Genomic DNA, 16000 nt, shown 5'->3' with positions numbered 1-16000 from the left:
CGATCCCCCGGGGGGGGCAGGCGCCGGGCCTCCCCCCAGTACAGCGGTTCTGGGGGAAGGCCCGGGGAGCGGGCGCCCCGCGGGCTGGGTGCGGGGCGCCGTTCTAAGGTGCCGTCCGGCTCGCCGGGGTCGGACGGCACCGGGTCAGATCTGCTGCCAGAGCGCGGGGACGGCCGCCGGCGTCCAGCCGGGCTGGGCCTGGTGCGCCTGGATGCAGCGGTAGCTGGCGCCGTTGTAGGTGACGACGTCGCCGGCCTGGTAGACGATGCCCGCCGCCCAGGTGCCGCTCGGGTCGCCGGGGTCGCCCGGGTCGTCCGGCGGGTTGGAGTCACCGGTGTACAGGGTCAGGCCGTACACCTGGAGCGCCTCGTTGACGGGCTGGAAGAACGTCGTCCCGCCGCTGGAGCAGTTGCCGGACCCGCCGGACGTCATGCCCTGCGCCTGCGTCCCGCTGATGAACGAGCCGCCCGAGTCGCCCGGTTCGGCGCACACGTTCGTCTGCGTCACCTCGTAGACGGTGCCCTCCTGGTAGGTGACGCTGGTGTTGAGCTGCTGGATCGTCCCGCAGTGCCAGCCGGTGGTGGAACCGGAGCGGCACACCTGCGAGCCCGGCTGCGCCACGGTCGAGCCGGTCACGGCCCGGTCGGCGACCGTGCCGTAGCCGTTCACCAGCGCGGTCGGCGTCCAGTTGCTGTTCGTCGCCACGTAGGAGTAGTCGCTGCCCGGGAACGTGGACCCCTGGAAGGTACCCTGCTGGGCCTGGTTGGACCCGGTCGTGGTGGAGCCCGCGCGGCCGCAGTGCCCGGCGCTGACGAAGCCGCCCTGCCCGCTCCGCGTGACCGGGAAGCCGATCGAGCAGCGGGTGGAGCCGTTGATGTAGTACGCGTCGCCGCCCCGCAGGTTGGCGTAGGTGCGGGGCTTGATGCCGGAGCGCTCGACGGTGACCGCGCCGGCGCTCAGCCCGGCGGCCTTGGCGAACGCGCGCGCCTCGGCGGGGACGGAGCTCAGCACGACGACCCGGTTGTTCTGGACGTCCACGTACCAGACGGGGGAGTGGGCCGGGGCGTGCCGCTTGGCGGCGCGGTCCAGTTTGGTCTTGGCGGCGGTGAGTTCGGCGAGGCTGTGGGCGACGACCGTCGCGCGGGCGCCCTGACCGGTGATCTGCCCGGCCTCGCCCGCGTCGGTGGTGGCGACGTGCAGCGTCTCGCCGGTCTTGCCGCTGATCCAGCTGCCCGCGAAGCTCGCGCCGAGCTTCACCCGCAGCTTCCCGGCGGTGACACCGGCGTCGAACTGGTTGACCAGCGCCTGCTTCGCCTGCGCGGCGGTGAGGCCGAGGTCGCGCTGCATCGCCGCCAGCATGGCCTGCGGGACGTCCGCGGCGGTCGCCGCCGAGTACGGCGCCGGCTGCGGGGGAGCGGTCTGGGCCGTCGCGATGCCCTGCGTTCCGGCGAGTCCGAGCGCGCCGACGGAAAGGACGGCGACGCGCAGAACGCGTCTGTGAGACATGGTCTCTCCTCGGGGTGGGGGTGCGGCAAAGGTAGATGCCTTTGCGCGGGCCGAGAAAGCCTTTCCCGGACGGCGTTCTGGCGAGTTGGCGCCGCTGTCGATATTCGCCACGCATGCGCTTGCCGCGGAACCGGCTTCCTTGAAAGGGTGGCCGCCCGCACTCCGCTGCTAGATAATCGCGTCCATGTTCCCCGCGACCGCAACCGGTGAGAATCCGTTCGCGGCCCTTGGCGTGACCGCCGTGCAGCACGGCCTTTACCGGGCGCTGCTGCACCACCCGGGCAGCACGCTGAGCGAACTGGCCCGGTGGTCGGAACAGCCCCGGCATCGGCTGGCGGCGCTGCTGGCGGAACTCGAAGAACTCGGCATGGTCGGCACGGACGCCGCCGCCGACCCGGCGTACTCCCCGTATCCTCCGGACGCCGTCGTCGAGACGCTGATTCGCCGGCGGGAGACCGAGTTCATCCGCGCCCGCGTCGCGGCGAAGCGGCTCAGCGGCGACCTGCTGTCCGCCGAGCAGCGCGCCCACCCCGAGAAGCTCGTGGAGATCATCGACGGCCTGGACGCGGTGGTGCAGCGCTACGAGCAGGTGCAGCGGGCGGCCGTCCGGCAGGTGAAGGCGATCGACAAGCCGCCCTACGCGGTCGACCCCGTCCAGCCCAACGAGATCGAACGGGAACAACTCGCCAACGGCGTGGAGTACCGAGCCATATATGCCCCGGAAGCCCTGGCGATCCCCGAGCACCTGGAAATGGCCCGTTACGACTCCAGTCTCGGCGAACGCTCCCGCGTCCTGGAGAACCCGCCGGCCAAACTCGTGATCGTCGACGACGAAATGGCGCTGATGCCGCTACGGGGCGACGACCCCGGAATAACCGCCCTGATCCGCCCGTCGACGCTCCTCGATATTCTCATCGGCGTATTCAACACCTGCTGGGAACAGGCCACACCACTGCACTTCGACGACGAGACCAGTGCCCCCGGCGCATGGCCCCGGCTGTCCGAGGCCGACCGCCATCTGCTCACCCTCCTCGCCGCCGGCCTCAAGGACGAGGCCATTGCCCGCCACACCGGAATGGGCGCCCGCACGGTAAGCCGCCACGTGGCCCGCCTAATGCGCACCCTGAACGCCCGCACACGATTCCAGGCCGGCGTACACGCCACCCGCCGCGGCCTCCTCTGACCACGACTGAGCCGCGATCCGGGCTGCGATCTGCCGGTTTCACGGGACGCCCCCGGCCGGGCGGGGTCGGTAGAATCGGGGGATGGCGGGGGCGGAGAGCGGGTATCGGGCGCGGTGGGAGGAGCACAACTCCGCGCGGCAGATGATGATCCTGCGCGCCGCCGTCGAGCTCATCGAGGAGACCCCGCCCGGTACGCACGTCTCCGTGCAGCAGATCGCGAAGCGGGCCGGGCTCGCCAAGTCGGTGGTGTACCGCCGGTTCGGCGACCGGGACGACCTGGACCGCCGGATCAGGTCCTATCTCGTCGACGACTTCGCGAGCGCGATGGCGGCGAAGCTCGACATCTCGCACGGTTCGGTCGAGGAGATCCTCGGCAGGTCCATCGACACGGTCGCGGGGTGGATGTCGGAGCACCCGCGCCTGCACGACTTCATGGGGCAGGGGCCGACCCATGACGACGACTCGGGCGCCGATGCGGTCAGCATCCTGCGGGGCCGGATCGCGGGCCGGGCCCGCGAGGTCATCAGCGTGCTCCTGGCGTCGTTCGACATGGACGACAGTGGCCTGGAGTCGCTTCCGCTGGCCATCGTGACGATGGTGGAGGGCATGCTGACGCAGTGGGTGCGCGACCCGGCCTCGGGCAGGTCCCGCGCGGAGGTCGTGGCCGAACTGACCGCCTACGCGTCGTTCATGCTGGACGGCGCCGCGCGGTCGCTGGGTCTCGTCATCGACCCCACGACCGAACTCCGGACGGTCGTCGAGCGGATGACCGGCGCGGGCGTGGCCGACGGCGTCACGGTGTGAGTGCGGGCCGCCGCTCCAGGCGTGCCGCCAGCTCGCCGTGGCCGGTCCTCGGGTCGGTCAGGGCGCCCGTGTTGTAGTCGTCTATCAGAGCCCGCACCGTCTCCAGCGCGCACGACTTGTTGGTGCCGATGAAACCGGTCGGGCCGCGCTTGATCCAGCCCGCGACGAACGTGCCCGGCACGGCCGCGCCGGTCAGCGGGTCGAGGACGCGGCCGTGCTCGTTCGGTACGGTGCCGGTCGCGTCGTCGAACGGCAGGTCCGGCACGGGCAGCCCCCGGTAGCCGATCGCGGACAGCACCAGCCCGGCGTCCACGGTCTCGGTCCGGCCGGTCGGCTCGACGCGGGCGCCGTCCGCGGTGAGCGCGTTGCGTCCGAACTCGACGCCCTCGGCGCGGTCGCTCCCGATGATGCGCAGCGGGGACAGCAGGTATCGAAGGCGGATCCGGCGCGGCGCCGCGGCCGGGTCGGGGGAGAGGCCGCGCAGCACGTCCAGCTTGGGGCCGGTGGCGGTGGCGGGGCCGAGGTCGTCCGGTGGGACGGTGACGCCGACGCCCGGCGTCGAGCGGAGGCCGACCAGTTCGGGGAGGGTGAACGCCGACTGCGCGGGTCCGCGCCGCCCGGCGACCACGACCTCCTCGACGGCGCTGCGGTGCAGCGCGTCCAGCGCGGCGGGGGCGATGTCGGTGCCGGCGAGCGACGCCGGGTCGACGGTCAGGATCCGGGCGACGTCGAGCGCGACGTTGCCGTTGCCGATCACCACGACGCGGGGGTGCGACAGGTCGAACGTCCGGTCGGCGAAGTCGGGGTGGCCGTTGTACCAGGCGACGAACTCGGTGGCGGACGCCGTGCCGGGCAGCCCGGCGCCCGGAATGTCGAGCGGACGGTCCGTCGAGGCGCCCACCGCGTAGACGACCGCGTGGTGGTGGGCGAGGAGGTCGTCGTGCGTGACGTCCTTGCCGACCTCGACGTTGAGGAGCAGGTCGAGGCCGTCCTGCGCGCGGATGCGGTCGAACTGCGCGGCGACTCCCCGCGTCCGCCGGTGGTCGGGGGCGACGCCCGTCCGCGCCAGCCCGTAGGGCATCGGGAGCCGCTCGATCATGGTGACCCGCGCGCCGGGGACGGTGAGCACCTCGTCGGCCGCGTACATCGCGGCCGGTCCGGAGCCGACGACGGTGACCCGCAGCGGCTCGGGCCGCTCGCGGACCCGCAGCGGCGGCACCACCGGCGCGAGCAGCGGCCGGGCGCGCGGGACGTCGTAGAACGCGGAGTTGATCGACAGGAAGTCGCGCTCGTCCTCGGCCAGCTTCGTGTGCGGCTTGATCGCGTCCACCGGGCACGCCGCGACGCACGCGCCGCAGTCGACGCAGGCCGCCGGGTCGATGTAGAGCATCTCCGCGGTCGCGAAGTCCGGTTCGTCCGGTGTCGGGTGGATGCAGTTGACCGGGCACGTGTAGACGCAGGACGCGTCGCCGCAGCACGACTGGGTGACGACGTGCGGCATCAGGCGAGCCCGCGCGCTTCGCGGTGCGGCTCGCCCCGGTACCGCGACGGCTTCCCGTCGATGTGCAGCGCCTTCCACAGGCGCTTGGCGGCCGGCGTCATCAGCCCGAGGTCGTCGGCGAGCCTGCGCATGTCGCCGAAGTAGCCGGCGAGGATCGCGCGGGAGTGCGGGCTGTCCCAGAACGCCTCCTTGAACACCTCGCGCGGGATGCCGAACTGCTTGGCGAACGAGCGCGGCGGCGTCATGATCTCCCCGGCCAGCCAGCGCATCGCGAGCGGGAAAACCAGCGCGCACGCCGCCCGGTTCGCCCGGTTCATCCGCGGGACGTGCACGCGCAGGAAGTCGTTCGCGAACGAGATGTGCCGCGCCTCCTCGGCGATGTGGATCTCCATCGTGCGCAGCACCGCGGGCGGCATGCTCTCGCCCGAGCGGATGACGGCCTTCTGGTAGTGGTCGATGGGCTCCTCGCCCGCGAGGATGCCGATGAACAGGACCACGTGCCGGTAGCCGCCGGCCACGCCGATCAGCGGCGACAGCCGCCGGAACCACGTCCGCATGCCGGGCACGTCGACGCCGATCCGGTTGACGAGCTCCTGGAACATCTGGATGTGGTTGCACTCCTCGGTCATCTCGTGGAGGCAGTAGCGGAACTCGGCCGACCCGTTGGGCAGCTTCATGATGTAGTGCATCATTCCGCGGATCAGGATGCTCTCGAACGCGGCGCCGACCTTGATCGAGTTGGCCATCCGCCACTTGCCGATCTCGATCTGCCGGTGCGGCGGCAGGTCCTGGTACCACTGGGTCGCGCCGAGCGGGTCGATGTCCGGTGACAGCACCCAGCGGGGGTCGTCGGGGTCGAGCGCGAACTCCGGCGCGTCCCAGTCGATGTCGAGGAACGGGTCGAAGCGCCGGCGCACCGACCCCTCGGACAGCGTCCGCAGCAGGTCGAGGTACTCCTGGTCGAACGCATCGGCTCCGGCGGAAGTGGACAGCGTCATCGAGACCTCCTCGTCGTGGCGGATCCCGTCTCGCCCGCGGGGCGGCCGGTACCGCGGGGGCCCGGCCCACTGCTCCGGAATTTAGTGGGACGCCATGTCCCATGCAAGGCGTCCGGCGCGGATGAGCCCGACGTCACGTCCGCACGACGACCGATGGCTCGGCCGCCCGGGGGGCCGGAGTGCCGGGCGCTGGACGGATGCCGACCGCGTGCGGTGGCAGAGCGCGCTCGGTGCACAGCAGGATCACCGCGCCGGCCAGGACCAGCAGCGCCAGGACCGTCCACAACTGCCAGGTTCCCGCCTCCAGCAGGAAGCCCAGGAGAAGTGGTGCGATCGTGCGGCAGAGCGACCATGACAGCTGGTAGACCGACAGGTACCGTCCGCGCAGGTGGTCGGGGGCGGCCTGGACGGACAGACCCTGCGCGGGCACGGAGTGGATGAGTTCGCCGCTGGTGTAGAGCACCGCGACCGCGAGGACGGCGACGATCGCGGACGCCCCGCTCACGAACTGGGGGATGAGCGCGAAGGCGGTGAAGGACACCGCGAAGATGGCCGCGCCGAGTGCCGCGGCGCGGGGACGCCTGCCGCGCATGGTGATGCGGGCGACCGGCACGCCGAGCGCGGCGACGAGCACGGTGTTGAGTGCGAACACGCCTCCCGCGAGGGCATCGGGCAGGCCGATGTCGCGGGTGAGGAAGACCGGCAGGGCCATGGCCTGCGTGGTGTAGCCGAAGGCGATCAGGAAGTTGGCGGCGGTGATGAGCAGGTAGGGCCGGTCGGTGAGCACCCGCCGGTATCCCCGCTGCTCCTTAGCCTCTTCCTTCCGCTGCTCCTTCCGTTGCTCCTTGCGGTGCCGCCGTGCGCCGTCGCGGACGGCCGGGATCCGGGCCACCAGCCCGGTGGCCAGGACGAACAGCGAGGCCAGGACCAGCGCGGCCGTGATGAAGCCGGTGGTGCCGTCGACCGCGAGCACGGCGGCGGCCGCGATGCTGCCGAGCCCCATGCCGCCGTTGCGGAGGCTGCGGTCCCAGGCGAGCAGCCGGTCGCGTTCGGCGCCCTGGGCGATCTCGCCGATGAACGCGTGCTGGCTCGGCGTGGAGGCCCACATCCCCACCGCGACCACCACGGCGACCGCCAGGAAGGACGGGTAGGTGTCGGCGAACGGGTAGGCGGCGAACCCGGCCGCGCGCAGCACCAACGCGCACATGACCACGCGCTTGGCCCCGATGCGGTCGATGAGGACCCCGGCGACCGGCATGAACGCCAGCGCGCACAGCCCGGCGAGGCTGAGGCCGGCACCGATCGCCGTCAGCGACAACCCCGTCAGCGCGTGGACGAACAGCATCGTCAGCGGGACATAGATGCCGTCGCCGATCGACCCGACGAGCGCGGCGGCGTAGAGGCGGCGACGCGCGGACACGCTCGAGTCAGCAGGCGCGTTCGGATCAGCGGGTGTGTTCGGATCAGCGGGTGTGTTCGGGTCAGCGGGCGTGTTCGGGTCAGTTGAAGTCGAGCGCACCCCGTGCCCGCTTCATCTCGGCGAACGAATCGGTCGCGGCCAGGGTCCGCACGCCCTCGAACAGCCGGACGGCCTGCGCGCCCTTCGGGATGGCGCTCAGGACGGGCCCGAAGAACGTCGACCCGTCCAGGGTGATGAGGGGCGTGCCGCCTTCCTCGCCCATGGCGTCCTGCGCGGCCTGGTGCCTGGCGCGCAGAGCCGTGTCGAACTCCTCGCTGGAGGCTGCTTCGGCGAGCGACGCGGGCAGCCCCACCTCGTCCAGGGCCTCGGCGATGACCGCTTCGAAGTCCTTGTTGCCCTGCGTGTGGATGCGCGTGCCGAGCGCCGTGTACAAGTCGCGCAGGACCGCGGTGCCGTGGCCGATCTCGGCGGCCGTGCACACCCGGGCCGGGCCCCAGGCGCGGTCGTTGAACTCGCGGTACCAGGGCTCGATCTCGCGGTGCTCGTTGAGCACCGACAGGCTCATGATCCGGAAACTCAGGTCGATCGGCCGTAGCCGCTCGACTTCGAGCAGCCACCGGGAGGTGATCCAGGCGAACGGGCAACTGGCGTCGAAGTAGCACACGACCTGCACGGCCGGCGGCGAGGCAAGCTTATCTTCCATGGAAGCTAATATAACTTCCCCGGAAGATACAATCAACGCCATGCACCCCGACGCCACCGACGTCCCCGATGCCACGGCCGTGATCGTCGCCCAGTGGAGCCGCGAGCGCCCCGACCTGGACCCGGGCCCGATGCTGGTCATTGGCCGGCTCTTCCGCCTCACCGACGAGATCGACCAGCGCCTCCGCCCGCTCTTCGCCGCCGCGGACCTGGGTAACGGCGACTTCGACGTCCTCGCGGCACTGCGCAGGTCCGGAGCACCCTGCACCCTGTCCGCGGGGGAGTTGAGCCGAACCGTCCTGGTCACCACCGGCGCGATCACCAAGCGCGTCGACCGGCTCGAAGCCCGCGGCCTGGTCGAAAGGACCGTCGCCGAGAACGACTCGCGCGGACGCCTCATCACCCTCACCGCCGAGGGCATCGCACTGACCGACGACCTCATCGCCGCCCACCTGGACAACCAGCGCCGCCTGCTGTCCGGCCTCAGCGCCGAGGAGCAGTGGCAACTGGCCGCCCTGCTCCACCGGCTGTCGGCAACGCTCGAACCCTGAACTCGCCGGGGCGGCGTCCTGAACCCTCCGGCAGTGCCCGGGACCCGAGGTCGGCAAGAGGCGGCAAAGTCTCGGAAAGCGGCGGATGCCCCCGGCCCGTCCGAACACATCCCAGGTGGACGGACGAGCGGGGAGCATGCACATGCCTGGGGACGAGACGCGGGTCGTCGATCCGCGAACGGCGTACGGCTGGGACGGCTGGGGAACCTGCCTGTCCTGGTGGGCCAACACCGAACTGGGCGGGCGTGACGACCTGGCGGCGGCCCTGTTCGGCCTTGACCCGGTGCGCGTCGGCACCACCGGCGGAGAGGTCGAGCTTCCCGGGCTGGGGCTGAACATCGTCCGCTACAACCTCGGCGCCTGCACCTGGACGGGCGCCGGGATGGTCGAGTCGCCCGCCATCGTCCGCCGCAAGCAGATCGAGACGTTCGGCGACGGCGATGCGTGGAACTGGGACGCCGACCCGAACCAGCGGAGCATGCTCGTGAAAGCCCGCGACCACGGCGCCGACGTGTTCGAGATGTTCTCGGTCTCCCCGCCGTGGTGGATGACGGTGACCGGGAACCCGTCCGGCGCCGAGCGCGGCGACGTGGACAACCTGGAGTTCGCGTACCAGGAGGCGTTCGCCGGCTACATCGCCGAAGTGGCCCGGCGCGCCCGCGACGAGTGGGGCATCCGGTTCGGCTCGGTCGAGGCGTTCAACGAGCCGTCGCTCGCGTCCTGGCACGCGCGGCAGAACCAGGAGGGCTGCCACTTCACCCTGGGCGCGCAGGAGGCGGTGCTCGCATACCTGCGCCGCGCCTTGGACGCCCGCGATCTGCCGGACGTGCTGATCGCCGCGTCCGACGAATGCCGCTACGCGGAGGCCACGGGCACCTGGAAGAACTTCACCGAGGACACCAGGCGCCTCATCGGCCGCGTCAACGTGCACGGCTACGAGCGCGACGACGACGGCCGCAGCCGCGCCGCCCTCCGCGAAGCCGCCGGCCCGGAAACGCCGATATGGCAGACGGAGTACTCCGAAGGCGAGCCCGACGGTCTCACGATGGCCCTGAGCATCGCCCGTGACATCGGCTACCTGCGTTCTCGCGCATGGGTCTGCTGGCAGCCGGTGGAGGCCCTCGACTGGGGCCTGCTGGACGGCGAGTACGACGACACCACCCCGAACCCGGACGGCGGAGCGAAGGGCACCCTGGCGGGACAGGTCGGCGGCGTGAACCCCAAGTACTACGTCCTGGCCCACTACACCCGGCACATCAGGCCGACGGCACGCGTCCTCGACTCCGGTCACCCGGAAACGGTCGCGGCCCATGACACCGCCGCCAGCCGATTGAGCCTGGTCACCGCGACCGCCGGCGACTCCCGAGACGTCACCTACGACCTACGAGCCTTGACCGAGGACACGAACGTCGTCCGCGTGTGGACGACCGACACGACCACCACCCCGACCGCACGCCGCTACACCCGCGCCCCCGACACGCACTTGCGCGACGGGATGCTGACAGTCGCCCATGAGGCGAACACGGTGACCACACTGGAAGTCGACAACGTCCCGGCGGGGTGAACGCGTCGCCAGCCGGACTGGGCTCTCGGTCAGGTGCGTGGTGTTTCGGAGCGGAAGGTGTGGCCGAGTTCGGGGCCGAGGCCGAAATAGTGACGGAAGTTGTAGATCAGCGGGCTCCACAGGGCGGGGTCGATGTACTGGGTGCCGGGGATGACGATGCGGGGATCGGCGTGGACCTTCAGCACATGGGCCTCCACGATGACGAACGTCCCGGTCGCGTCCGGCTGAATCCGGGCGGCTCGGGCCTCCATCTGGATCGGGCACTCGGAGACCCGTGGCGGGCGGACCATGTCGGACGGTTCCGGGTTGAGGCCGGCGGCTTCGAACTTGGCGGGCTCGAAACGAAAGGCGCCCTCCTTGTGCGGTGGCACCGGGTCGCTTCCGGTCAGCGGGGCCAGCCGCTCGACGGCCTCCCATTGGTGCGGAGCCGGAATATTGATCACGAGATCGGGCCGGACGCTCAGGTTCCCGGCTGTGTGCCCGCCGGCTCCCAGCCCCAGGACCACGACCTGCCCCAGTGCCCATGCTGACGACATCGGCGCAAGGTTGGCCGAACCATCAACGTTCTCGGTGGTCAGCAACATGACCGGTGTTCCGAAGTAGAGGATGCTCGGAGTGATGGGCAGGTGCCCGGCGGCAACTTCCGCAGGGGAACGGTGGCTCGCGATGGTGCTCATGGGGCGACGTTAAGGGCACGTCGTTTCGGTGCCCGACGAACGATCGCAGCCAAAGCGTCGTCCGGTCGTCGTCCGGTGGTCGTGGCCCCCTCCACGGTCGTGTCACTCGGGACGGTTGATCGCCTCCGCCGCCGGTGTCCGGAGCGCGAGCCGGGTCGGCAGCATCACGGCCGGCCAGGCGATCGCCGCCGCCGCGATCACGATCCCGGCGAAGGTCAGGGGCGGGACGGTGGGGAGCACCGAGTGGCGTATCGCGTAGCTCATCCCGATCAGCGACGGCAGCGCGGCGACCGTCCCCACGGCGACCGCGGAGGTCACGATGAGGGCCGCCTCATGCCGCATCATCGACCTGACCTGGTCGGTGCGGAGGCCGATCAGGCGCAGCAGGGCGAACTCGCGGACCCGGGAGATCGTCGCCATGACCAGCGTGTTGACGACGGCGATCGCGAGGTAGCCGAGCAGCAGGGCGTTGAGCACGAGGCTGATCGCGCCGCCGCCGTCGTCGGTCGGTGCGGCGGTGATCGCCTCGGGACCGCTCACGTGCAGCGTCGGGTACGCCTCCAGCACCGCGCGCAGGTCCGTGCCCCCGTCGGTGCGCACGAGCAACCACTGGTCGAGTTGGTCGGTGGTGTGCGCGACGACCACATCATGGGGCAGCGTGACGTCGCCGAAGCCGAGCCCGTGCTCGTAGACGGCGACCACTTTGGCCTTCTCGACGGTGCCGTCGCCGAGGTGGACGTCGACGCTGCCGCCCACGTCGACGCCGACCGTCCCGGCGACGAGCCGGCTGAGCGCGACCGCGGACCCGGTGAGGCCGCGCAGGTCGCCGCGCAGGACGTCCAGGTCCATGGTGTCCGGTGTGGCGGCGGGGTCGACGCCCTGCGCCGTGGACACCCTGTACTGGACGCTGTCGCCGTCCGGCCAGGTGAGGATCGCCGAGGTCCGGGCGACGGGGCCGACCGCGCGGACGCCCGGGACGCCGCGGAGCGTCCCGGCGAGGCCGGGTGAGATCCCCGGGCCGTCGGAGGTCACCACGCGGTCGGCGAGCACGCCGCCCGCCGCCTGGTCGTGCGCGGTCGCGGCCAGCGTCGCGGCGCTGAAGAGCTGCGCGGACGCCATGGCCACGCCGATGATCAGCGGAGTCGTCGCGGCGCTGAGCCGGCGGGCCCGGGCGCGAGAGCCGGCGATGGCGAGGAACCAGGTCGCGCGGCCCTGATGCCGGCTGAGCAGGGTCGCGATGCCGCCGAACAGCCGCGGCCCGAGCAGCGCGACGGCGATCACCAGGACCAGCGCGGAACTGGCGGCGCCGTCGATGGCCGACTCGCCCGGCAGCACGATGGGCAGCACGACCGCGGCGGCCAGGCCCGCGGGCACGAGCAGCAGGCCGAGGGAGAGCCGGACCCAGCCGAGCTTCTTCGGCTCCACGGCCGCCTCGCCGAGCGCCTCGACCGCACTGATCCTCGCGCCGCGGCGGGCCGCGAGCCGGCCGCCGATCCAGGCCGCGAGGGCGCAGACCAGCAGCGCGAACAGCACGGGCATCGGCGTGACCACCAGCGAGAATCCGGACGGCAGCGCACCGGCCGCCGTGAACACGGCGTGCAGCAGCACGGCGAGCAGGACGCCTGGGACGGCGCCGAGCACGGCGCCGATCCCGCCGACCAGCACGGCCTCGCCACCGATCATGCGCAGCACCTGCCGCGGCGTGGCGCCGACGGCCCGCAGCAGCGCCAGTTCGCGGCGGCGCTGCTGCACCGACAGCGCCAGTGTCCCGGCGACCACGATGATCACGAGAAGGATCATGGTGGCGCCGAACGCGGCGGCCACCTCGATGACGAACGACCGCATCCGGCCGACGTCGAGCGTCTCGACGTCTCCGCGGTCGTCGCCGGTGGAGGTGACCGCGCCGGGCACGGCCCTGCCGATCCGCTCGGCGAGCTCGTCCGCGTCGACCCCGTTTCCGGCCGGTACGCCGACCGCGTCGATCATGCCGGGCACGCCGTACAGCCGCGCCGCCCGGTCGTCGGTGAAGAAGACCGCGGACTGCCGGTCGAGCGGCGCGGCGGGCTCGGCGACGCCGCTGACCCGGTACGGCTCCGGCGCCGACCCGATCACCAGCGTGACCGTCCCGCCCGCCGCGACCCCGGCACGCTCGGCGAGACCGCTGTCGAGGACGACATCGCCGGCCGAGCGCGGCGGGCCGCCCGAGCGCAGCGTGAACGGCGCGAGCACCGAGGCGGACCAGCCGTGCCCGTACACCGGTGGGCCGCCGAGGACGGAGTGCCCCTTCAGGACGGCCGTGCGGACGCTGATGTCCGCGACCGCGGATCCGGCGCCCTCGACCGCGGCGACCCGCCGCCCGCGCCTCGGCCCGCGCGCCCGCCGGACTGCTGCGCATCGGCTTCACCGAGACCACCGGCGGGCAGGACCTCGACCGCCTCGTCCGCGACCTTGAGCGGGCGCACCCCGGCATCGAGGCGCACCTGCGGGAGATCCCCATCAACGCGCCCCTGGACGCGCTGCGCCGCGACCGGGTGGACGTCCTGGTCGACTGGCTGAGGTTCGACGCGCCCGACATCACGTCGGGGCCGACGCTGGCCGAATACCGCAGGGTGCTCATCGTGGCGGCCGACCACCCGCTGGCCGGCCGGCCCTGTGTCTCCTTCGAGGAGGTCGCCGACTACGAGGTCAACGAACGGAACGAGGGCGGGAACCGGCGGTTCTTTCCCGACCGCACCCGTTCCGGCCGGCCCCTGCGGCTGCACCCATCAACGACCTGCCGCCCATCGAACTCGGGCTCGTCTGGCGTACCGCGCACGAGAACGCCCGCATTCGCGCCCTGGCCGGACTCGTCACCGTCCAGCACGGAGGCCCCGAGTACTGCTGCGGGTCCGATGTCGGAACACCGCTGGCCCGGCAGCCGGCGGTGACGACCGGGACGAGCGGCTGAGGGCTCGGCCTCAGTGCGCGTCGGCGCGGGAGCCGGGGAGGAAGCTGAGCAGTCGTTGGGCCGCCGGGCTGGGACCTGTCGCTGGGACGGCGATCGAGAGGCACCAGACCAGTTCGGCGTGGGCGCCGGTGAGCCGGACGGTGCTCAGCGCCGCGGCCTCCGGCTTGCGGGCGATCGGCTGCGGGACCACCGCGATGCCGAGCCCGTGGCCGACGAGGTTGATGAGCGTGTGGACGTCGTTGACCTCGAGGGACACCGTGCGGCCGGCTCCGGCGGCGGCGAACGCCCGGTCGGTCAGGCCCCGCGTCCCCCAGGCGGCGTGGAAGTCCACGAACGGCTCCCCGCCGAGTTCGGCCCAGGCGACCTGCCCGGCGTCCGCGAGACGGTGGTCCGGATGGCACAGCAGGACGAGCGGCTCGCTGGTCAAGGGCCGCAGCCGTACGTTCGCGGGCGGCTCGGCGGACGGCGCCACAAGGGCGAGGTCCAGGCGCCCCGCGGCCACCTCGTCGACGAGCGTGGTCGAATCGGCTTGGAGAAGCCGGATCTCCACCTGCGGATGCAGCGTCCGGAAGCGAGCCAGCACCGCCGGGACGTCCACCCCGGCGACGCACTGCTCGCTCCCGAGGGAAAGGGTCCCCCGCAGCAGCCCCTGGACGGCTGCCACGGCGTCCTTCGCGGCCCGCACCGAGCCGAGAGCCCGCCGCGCCTCGTCCAGCAGCGCCCGTCCCGGCGCGGTCAGCTCCACACTCCGGGTGCTCCGGACGAAGAGCGCCGCCCCGAGCTCCCGTTCCAGGGCGCGGACCGAGGCCGACAGCCCCGACTGGGAGATCATCAGCCGCTCGGCCGCCCGCGTGAAGTGGCGCTCCTCGGCGACGGCGACGAAGTACTCCAGATGCCTGAGCTCCACGATTGAGAAGGCTAGCTCATGAATCCGTGCGCTCTCTTCTATTGGACAGGTCAATCGGGAGCCTGCTGAACTGGGGCTCACCACGAAGGAGAGGATTCGACATGGAGATGCGCGTGCTCGGGCGGACCGGCGAGCGGATCGGGGTCGTGGGCCTTGGCGCCTGGCAGCTCGGCGCCGACTGGGGCGAGGTCGACGAGGACCAGGCCCTGCGGGTGCTGTCCGCCGCGGCCGACGCGGGCGTGACGTTCATCGACACCGCCGACGTCTACGGCGACGGACGCAGCGAGCAGCTCGTCGGCAGGTTCCTCAAGTCGAGGGACACCACGGGGATCACCGTCGCCACCAAGATGGGGCGCCGGGTACCGCAGCGCCCGGAGAACTACACGCTGGACGCCTTCCGCGACTGGACGGACCGCTCCAGGAAGAACCTCGGCATGGACCGGCTGGACCTCGTCCAACTGCACTGCCCGCCCACGCCCGTCTACTCCACCGACGCCGTCTTCGACGCACTCGACACCCTGGTCGACGAGGAGCGCATCGCGGCGTACGGGGTCAGCGTGGAAACCCGCGCCGAGGCCCTCACGGCGATCGCGCGCCCCGGGGTCGCCACCGTCCAGATCATCCTGAACATGTTCCGCCTCGCCCCGCTGCAGGAGGTCCTCCCGGCCGCCCGCGAGGCCGGCGTGGGCATCATCGCCCGCGTCCCGCTGGCCAGCGGCCTCCTCTCCGGACGCTACGACGAGAACACGACGTTCGACGCCGACGACCACCGCACCTTCAACCGCCAGGGCCAGGCTTTCGACGTCGGCGAGACATTCTCGGGAGTCGACTTCGCCACCGGCCTGGAAGCCGTCCAACGCCTGGCACCCCTCGTCCCCGCCGACTCCACCATGGCCCAGTTCGCCCTCCGCTGGATCATCGACCAGCCCGGCGTCAGCGTGGTGATCCCCGGCGCCCGCACCCCCGCCCAGGCTCAGAACAACGCGGCCGCAGCCGCCCTGTCACCCCTGACAAGCGAGGCACACGAAGCGGTAACGGCCATCTACAACGAGCTGATCGCCCCCCAGGTCTCCCACCGCTGGTAACCGAACCCGCCAGCCGCTCTCTCGGAACCCGCGGTCACCGTCATCACCGCCGTAACGGAGCGCCGGCCGGCTCGTACCTGCGGGGGAGCCGGAACGGCGGAGTTGGCGCGCCAGGGGGAGGCCGGCGCGGCACGGGTCGCCGAAGATTGCCAAC

14 protein-coding genes are annotated in these 16000 nt (G+C 71.9%); 6 read left to right on the top strand and 8 right to left on the bottom strand.

All coding sequences use genetic code 11. The features are described from left to right. Positions 1-144 precede the first annotated feature (144 nt). Positions 145-1506, bottom strand: a complete 1362-nt coding sequence (locus tag ABZ806_RS17250; protein ID WP_500218283.1) for a carbohydrate-binding protein — start codon at positions 1504-1506, stop codon at positions 145-147. Between the two features lie 184 nt (positions 1507-1690). Between ABZ806_RS17250 and ABZ806_RS17245 the strand changes: the two genes are divergently transcribed. Further along, positions 1691-2689 carry a LuxR C-terminal-related transcriptional regulator gene (locus ABZ806_RS17245; RefSeq protein WP_500218282.1) on the top strand — a complete coding sequence of 333 codons (999 nt, stop codon included), beginning with the start codon at positions 1691-1693 and terminating at the stop codon, positions 2687-2689. An 82-nt stretch (positions 2690-2771) separates the two neighbouring features. Continuing rightward, entirely contained in the window at positions 2772-3494 is a 723-nt protein-coding gene (locus ABZ806_RS17240) for a TetR/AcrR family transcriptional regulator (protein WP_500218281.1), read from the top strand. On the opposite strand, the gene ABZ806_RS17235 is transcribed toward ABZ806_RS17240, so the two are convergent. From ABZ806_RS17235 to ABZ806_RS17220, 4 genes are all read right to left on the bottom strand, one after another. Next, positions 3484-4995: an FAD-dependent oxidoreductase gene (locus ABZ806_RS17235; RefSeq protein ID WP_500218280.1), complete on the bottom strand. Its 1512-nt coding sequence runs from the start codon at positions 4993-4995 to the stop codon at positions 3484-3486. The genes ABZ806_RS17240 and ABZ806_RS17235 overlap by 11 nt on opposite strands. Next, positions 4995-5993 (bottom strand): AurF N-oxygenase family protein, encoded by a 999-nt coding sequence (locus ABZ806_RS17230; protein WP_500218279.1) that lies wholly within the window; start codon positions 5991-5993, stop codon positions 4995-4997. The genes ABZ806_RS17235 and ABZ806_RS17230 overlap by 1 nt, the downstream gene beginning before the upstream one ends. A gap of 133 nt (positions 5994-6126) precedes the next feature. After that, positions 6127-7413 carry an MFS transporter gene (locus ABZ806_RS17225; protein WP_500218278.1) on the bottom strand — a complete coding sequence of 429 codons (1287 nt, stop codon included), beginning with the start codon at positions 7411-7413 and terminating at the stop codon, positions 6127-6129. Positions 7414-7492: 79 nt separating this feature from the next. Continuing rightward, positions 7493-8116, bottom strand: a complete 624-nt coding sequence (locus ABZ806_RS17220) for a mycothiol-dependent nitroreductase Rv2466c family protein (RefSeq protein WP_500218277.1) — start codon at positions 8114-8116, stop codon at positions 7493-7495. A gap of 40 nt (positions 8117-8156) precedes the next feature. Here ABZ806_RS17220 and ABZ806_RS17215 point away from each other — a divergent pair, with 40 nt between their 5' ends. After that, a complete protein-coding gene (locus ABZ806_RS17215) occupies positions 8157-8666 on the top strand; it encodes a MarR family winged helix-turn-helix transcriptional regulator (RefSeq protein ID WP_500218276.1) in 510 nt (169 codons plus the stop codon). 142 nt (positions 8667-8808) lie between these two features. Further along, positions 8809-10230 (top strand): glycoside hydrolase, encoded by a 1422-nt coding sequence (locus tag ABZ806_RS17210; protein WP_500218275.1) that lies wholly within the window; start codon positions 8809-8811, stop codon positions 10228-10230. A 29-nt stretch (positions 10231-10259) separates the two neighbouring features. Here ABZ806_RS17210 and ABZ806_RS17205 read toward each other — a convergent pair whose 3' ends face one another. Beyond that, positions 10260-10907, bottom strand: a complete 648-nt coding sequence (locus tag ABZ806_RS17205; protein ID WP_500218274.1) for a flavin reductase family protein — start codon at positions 10905-10907, stop codon at positions 10260-10262. A gap of 102 nt (positions 10908-11009) precedes the next feature. After that, a complete protein-coding gene (locus tag ABZ806_RS17200) occupies positions 11010-13136 on the bottom strand; it encodes an ABC transporter permease (RefSeq protein WP_500218273.1) in 2127 nt (708 codons plus the stop codon). A gap of 95 nt (positions 13137-13231) precedes the next feature. On the opposite strand from ABZ806_RS17200, the gene ABZ806_RS17195 reads away from it, so the two are divergent. Continuing rightward, positions 13232-13834, top strand: a complete 603-nt coding sequence (locus ABZ806_RS17195; protein ID WP_500218284.1) for a substrate-binding domain-containing protein — start codon at positions 13232-13234, stop codon at positions 13832-13834. Between the two features lie 30 nt (positions 13835-13864). On the opposite strand, the gene ABZ806_RS17190 is transcribed toward ABZ806_RS17195, so the two are convergent. Continuing rightward, positions 13865-14761, bottom strand: coding sequence for a LysR family transcriptional regulator (locus ABZ806_RS17190; RefSeq protein ID WP_500218272.1), 897 nt, complete (start codon positions 14759-14761; stop codon positions 13865-13867). A 101-nt stretch (positions 14762-14862) separates the two neighbouring features. Between ABZ806_RS17190 and ABZ806_RS17185 the strand changes: the two genes are divergently transcribed. After that, a complete protein-coding gene (locus tag ABZ806_RS17185; protein WP_500218271.1) occupies positions 14863-15846 on the top strand; it encodes an aldo/keto reductase in 984 nt (327 codons plus the stop codon). Positions 15847-16000 lie beyond the last annotated feature (154 nt).

Source organism: Spirillospora sp. NPDC047418, from assembly GCF_040643275.1.
Taxonomy (GTDB): domain Bacteria; phylum Actinomycetota; class Actinomycetes; order Streptosporangiales; family Streptosporangiaceae; genus Spirillospora.
Note: the sequence above shows the minus strand (reverse complement) of the source record. Positions and strands in the feature narration are given on the sequence as shown.

Coding starts and splice junctions, on each gene's coding strand:
- ABZ806_RS17240 (WP_500218281.1), top strand. CDS start 2,772: ATGGCGGGGGCGGAGAGCGGGTATCGGGCGCGGTGGGAGGAGCACAAC.
- ABZ806_RS17230 (WP_500218279.1), bottom strand. CDS start 5,993: ATGACGCTGTCCACTTCCGCCGGAGCCGATGCGTTCGACCAGGAGTAC.
- ABZ806_RS17215 (WP_500218276.1), top strand. CDS start 8,157: ATGCACCCCGACGCCACCGACGTCCCCGATGCCACGGCCGTGATCGTC.
- ABZ806_RS17205 (WP_500218274.1), bottom strand. CDS start 10,907: ATGAGCACCATCGCGAGCCACCGTTCCCCTGCGGAAGTTGCCGCCGGG.
- ABZ806_RS17235 (WP_500218280.1), bottom strand. CDS start 4,995: ATGCCGCACGTCGTCACCCAGTCGTGCTGCGGCGACGCGTCCTGCGTC.
- ABZ806_RS17185 (WP_500218271.1), top strand. CDS start 14,863: ATGGAGATGCGCGTGCTCGGGCGGACCGGCGAGCGGATCGGGGTCGTG.
- ABZ806_RS17245 (WP_500218282.1), top strand. CDS start 1,691: ATGTTCCCCGCGACCGCAACCGGTGAGAATCCGTTCGCGGCCCTTGGC.
- ABZ806_RS17220 (WP_500218277.1), bottom strand. CDS start 8,116: ATGGAAGATAAGCTTGCCTCGCCGCCGGCCGTGCAGGTCGTGTGCTAC.
- ABZ806_RS17250 (WP_500218283.1), bottom strand. CDS start 1,506: ATGTCTCACAGACGCGTTCTGCGCGTCGCCGTCCTTTCCGTCGGCGCG.
- ABZ806_RS17210 (WP_500218275.1), top strand. CDS start 8,809: ATGCCTGGGGACGAGACGCGGGTCGTCGATCCGCGAACGGCGTACGGC.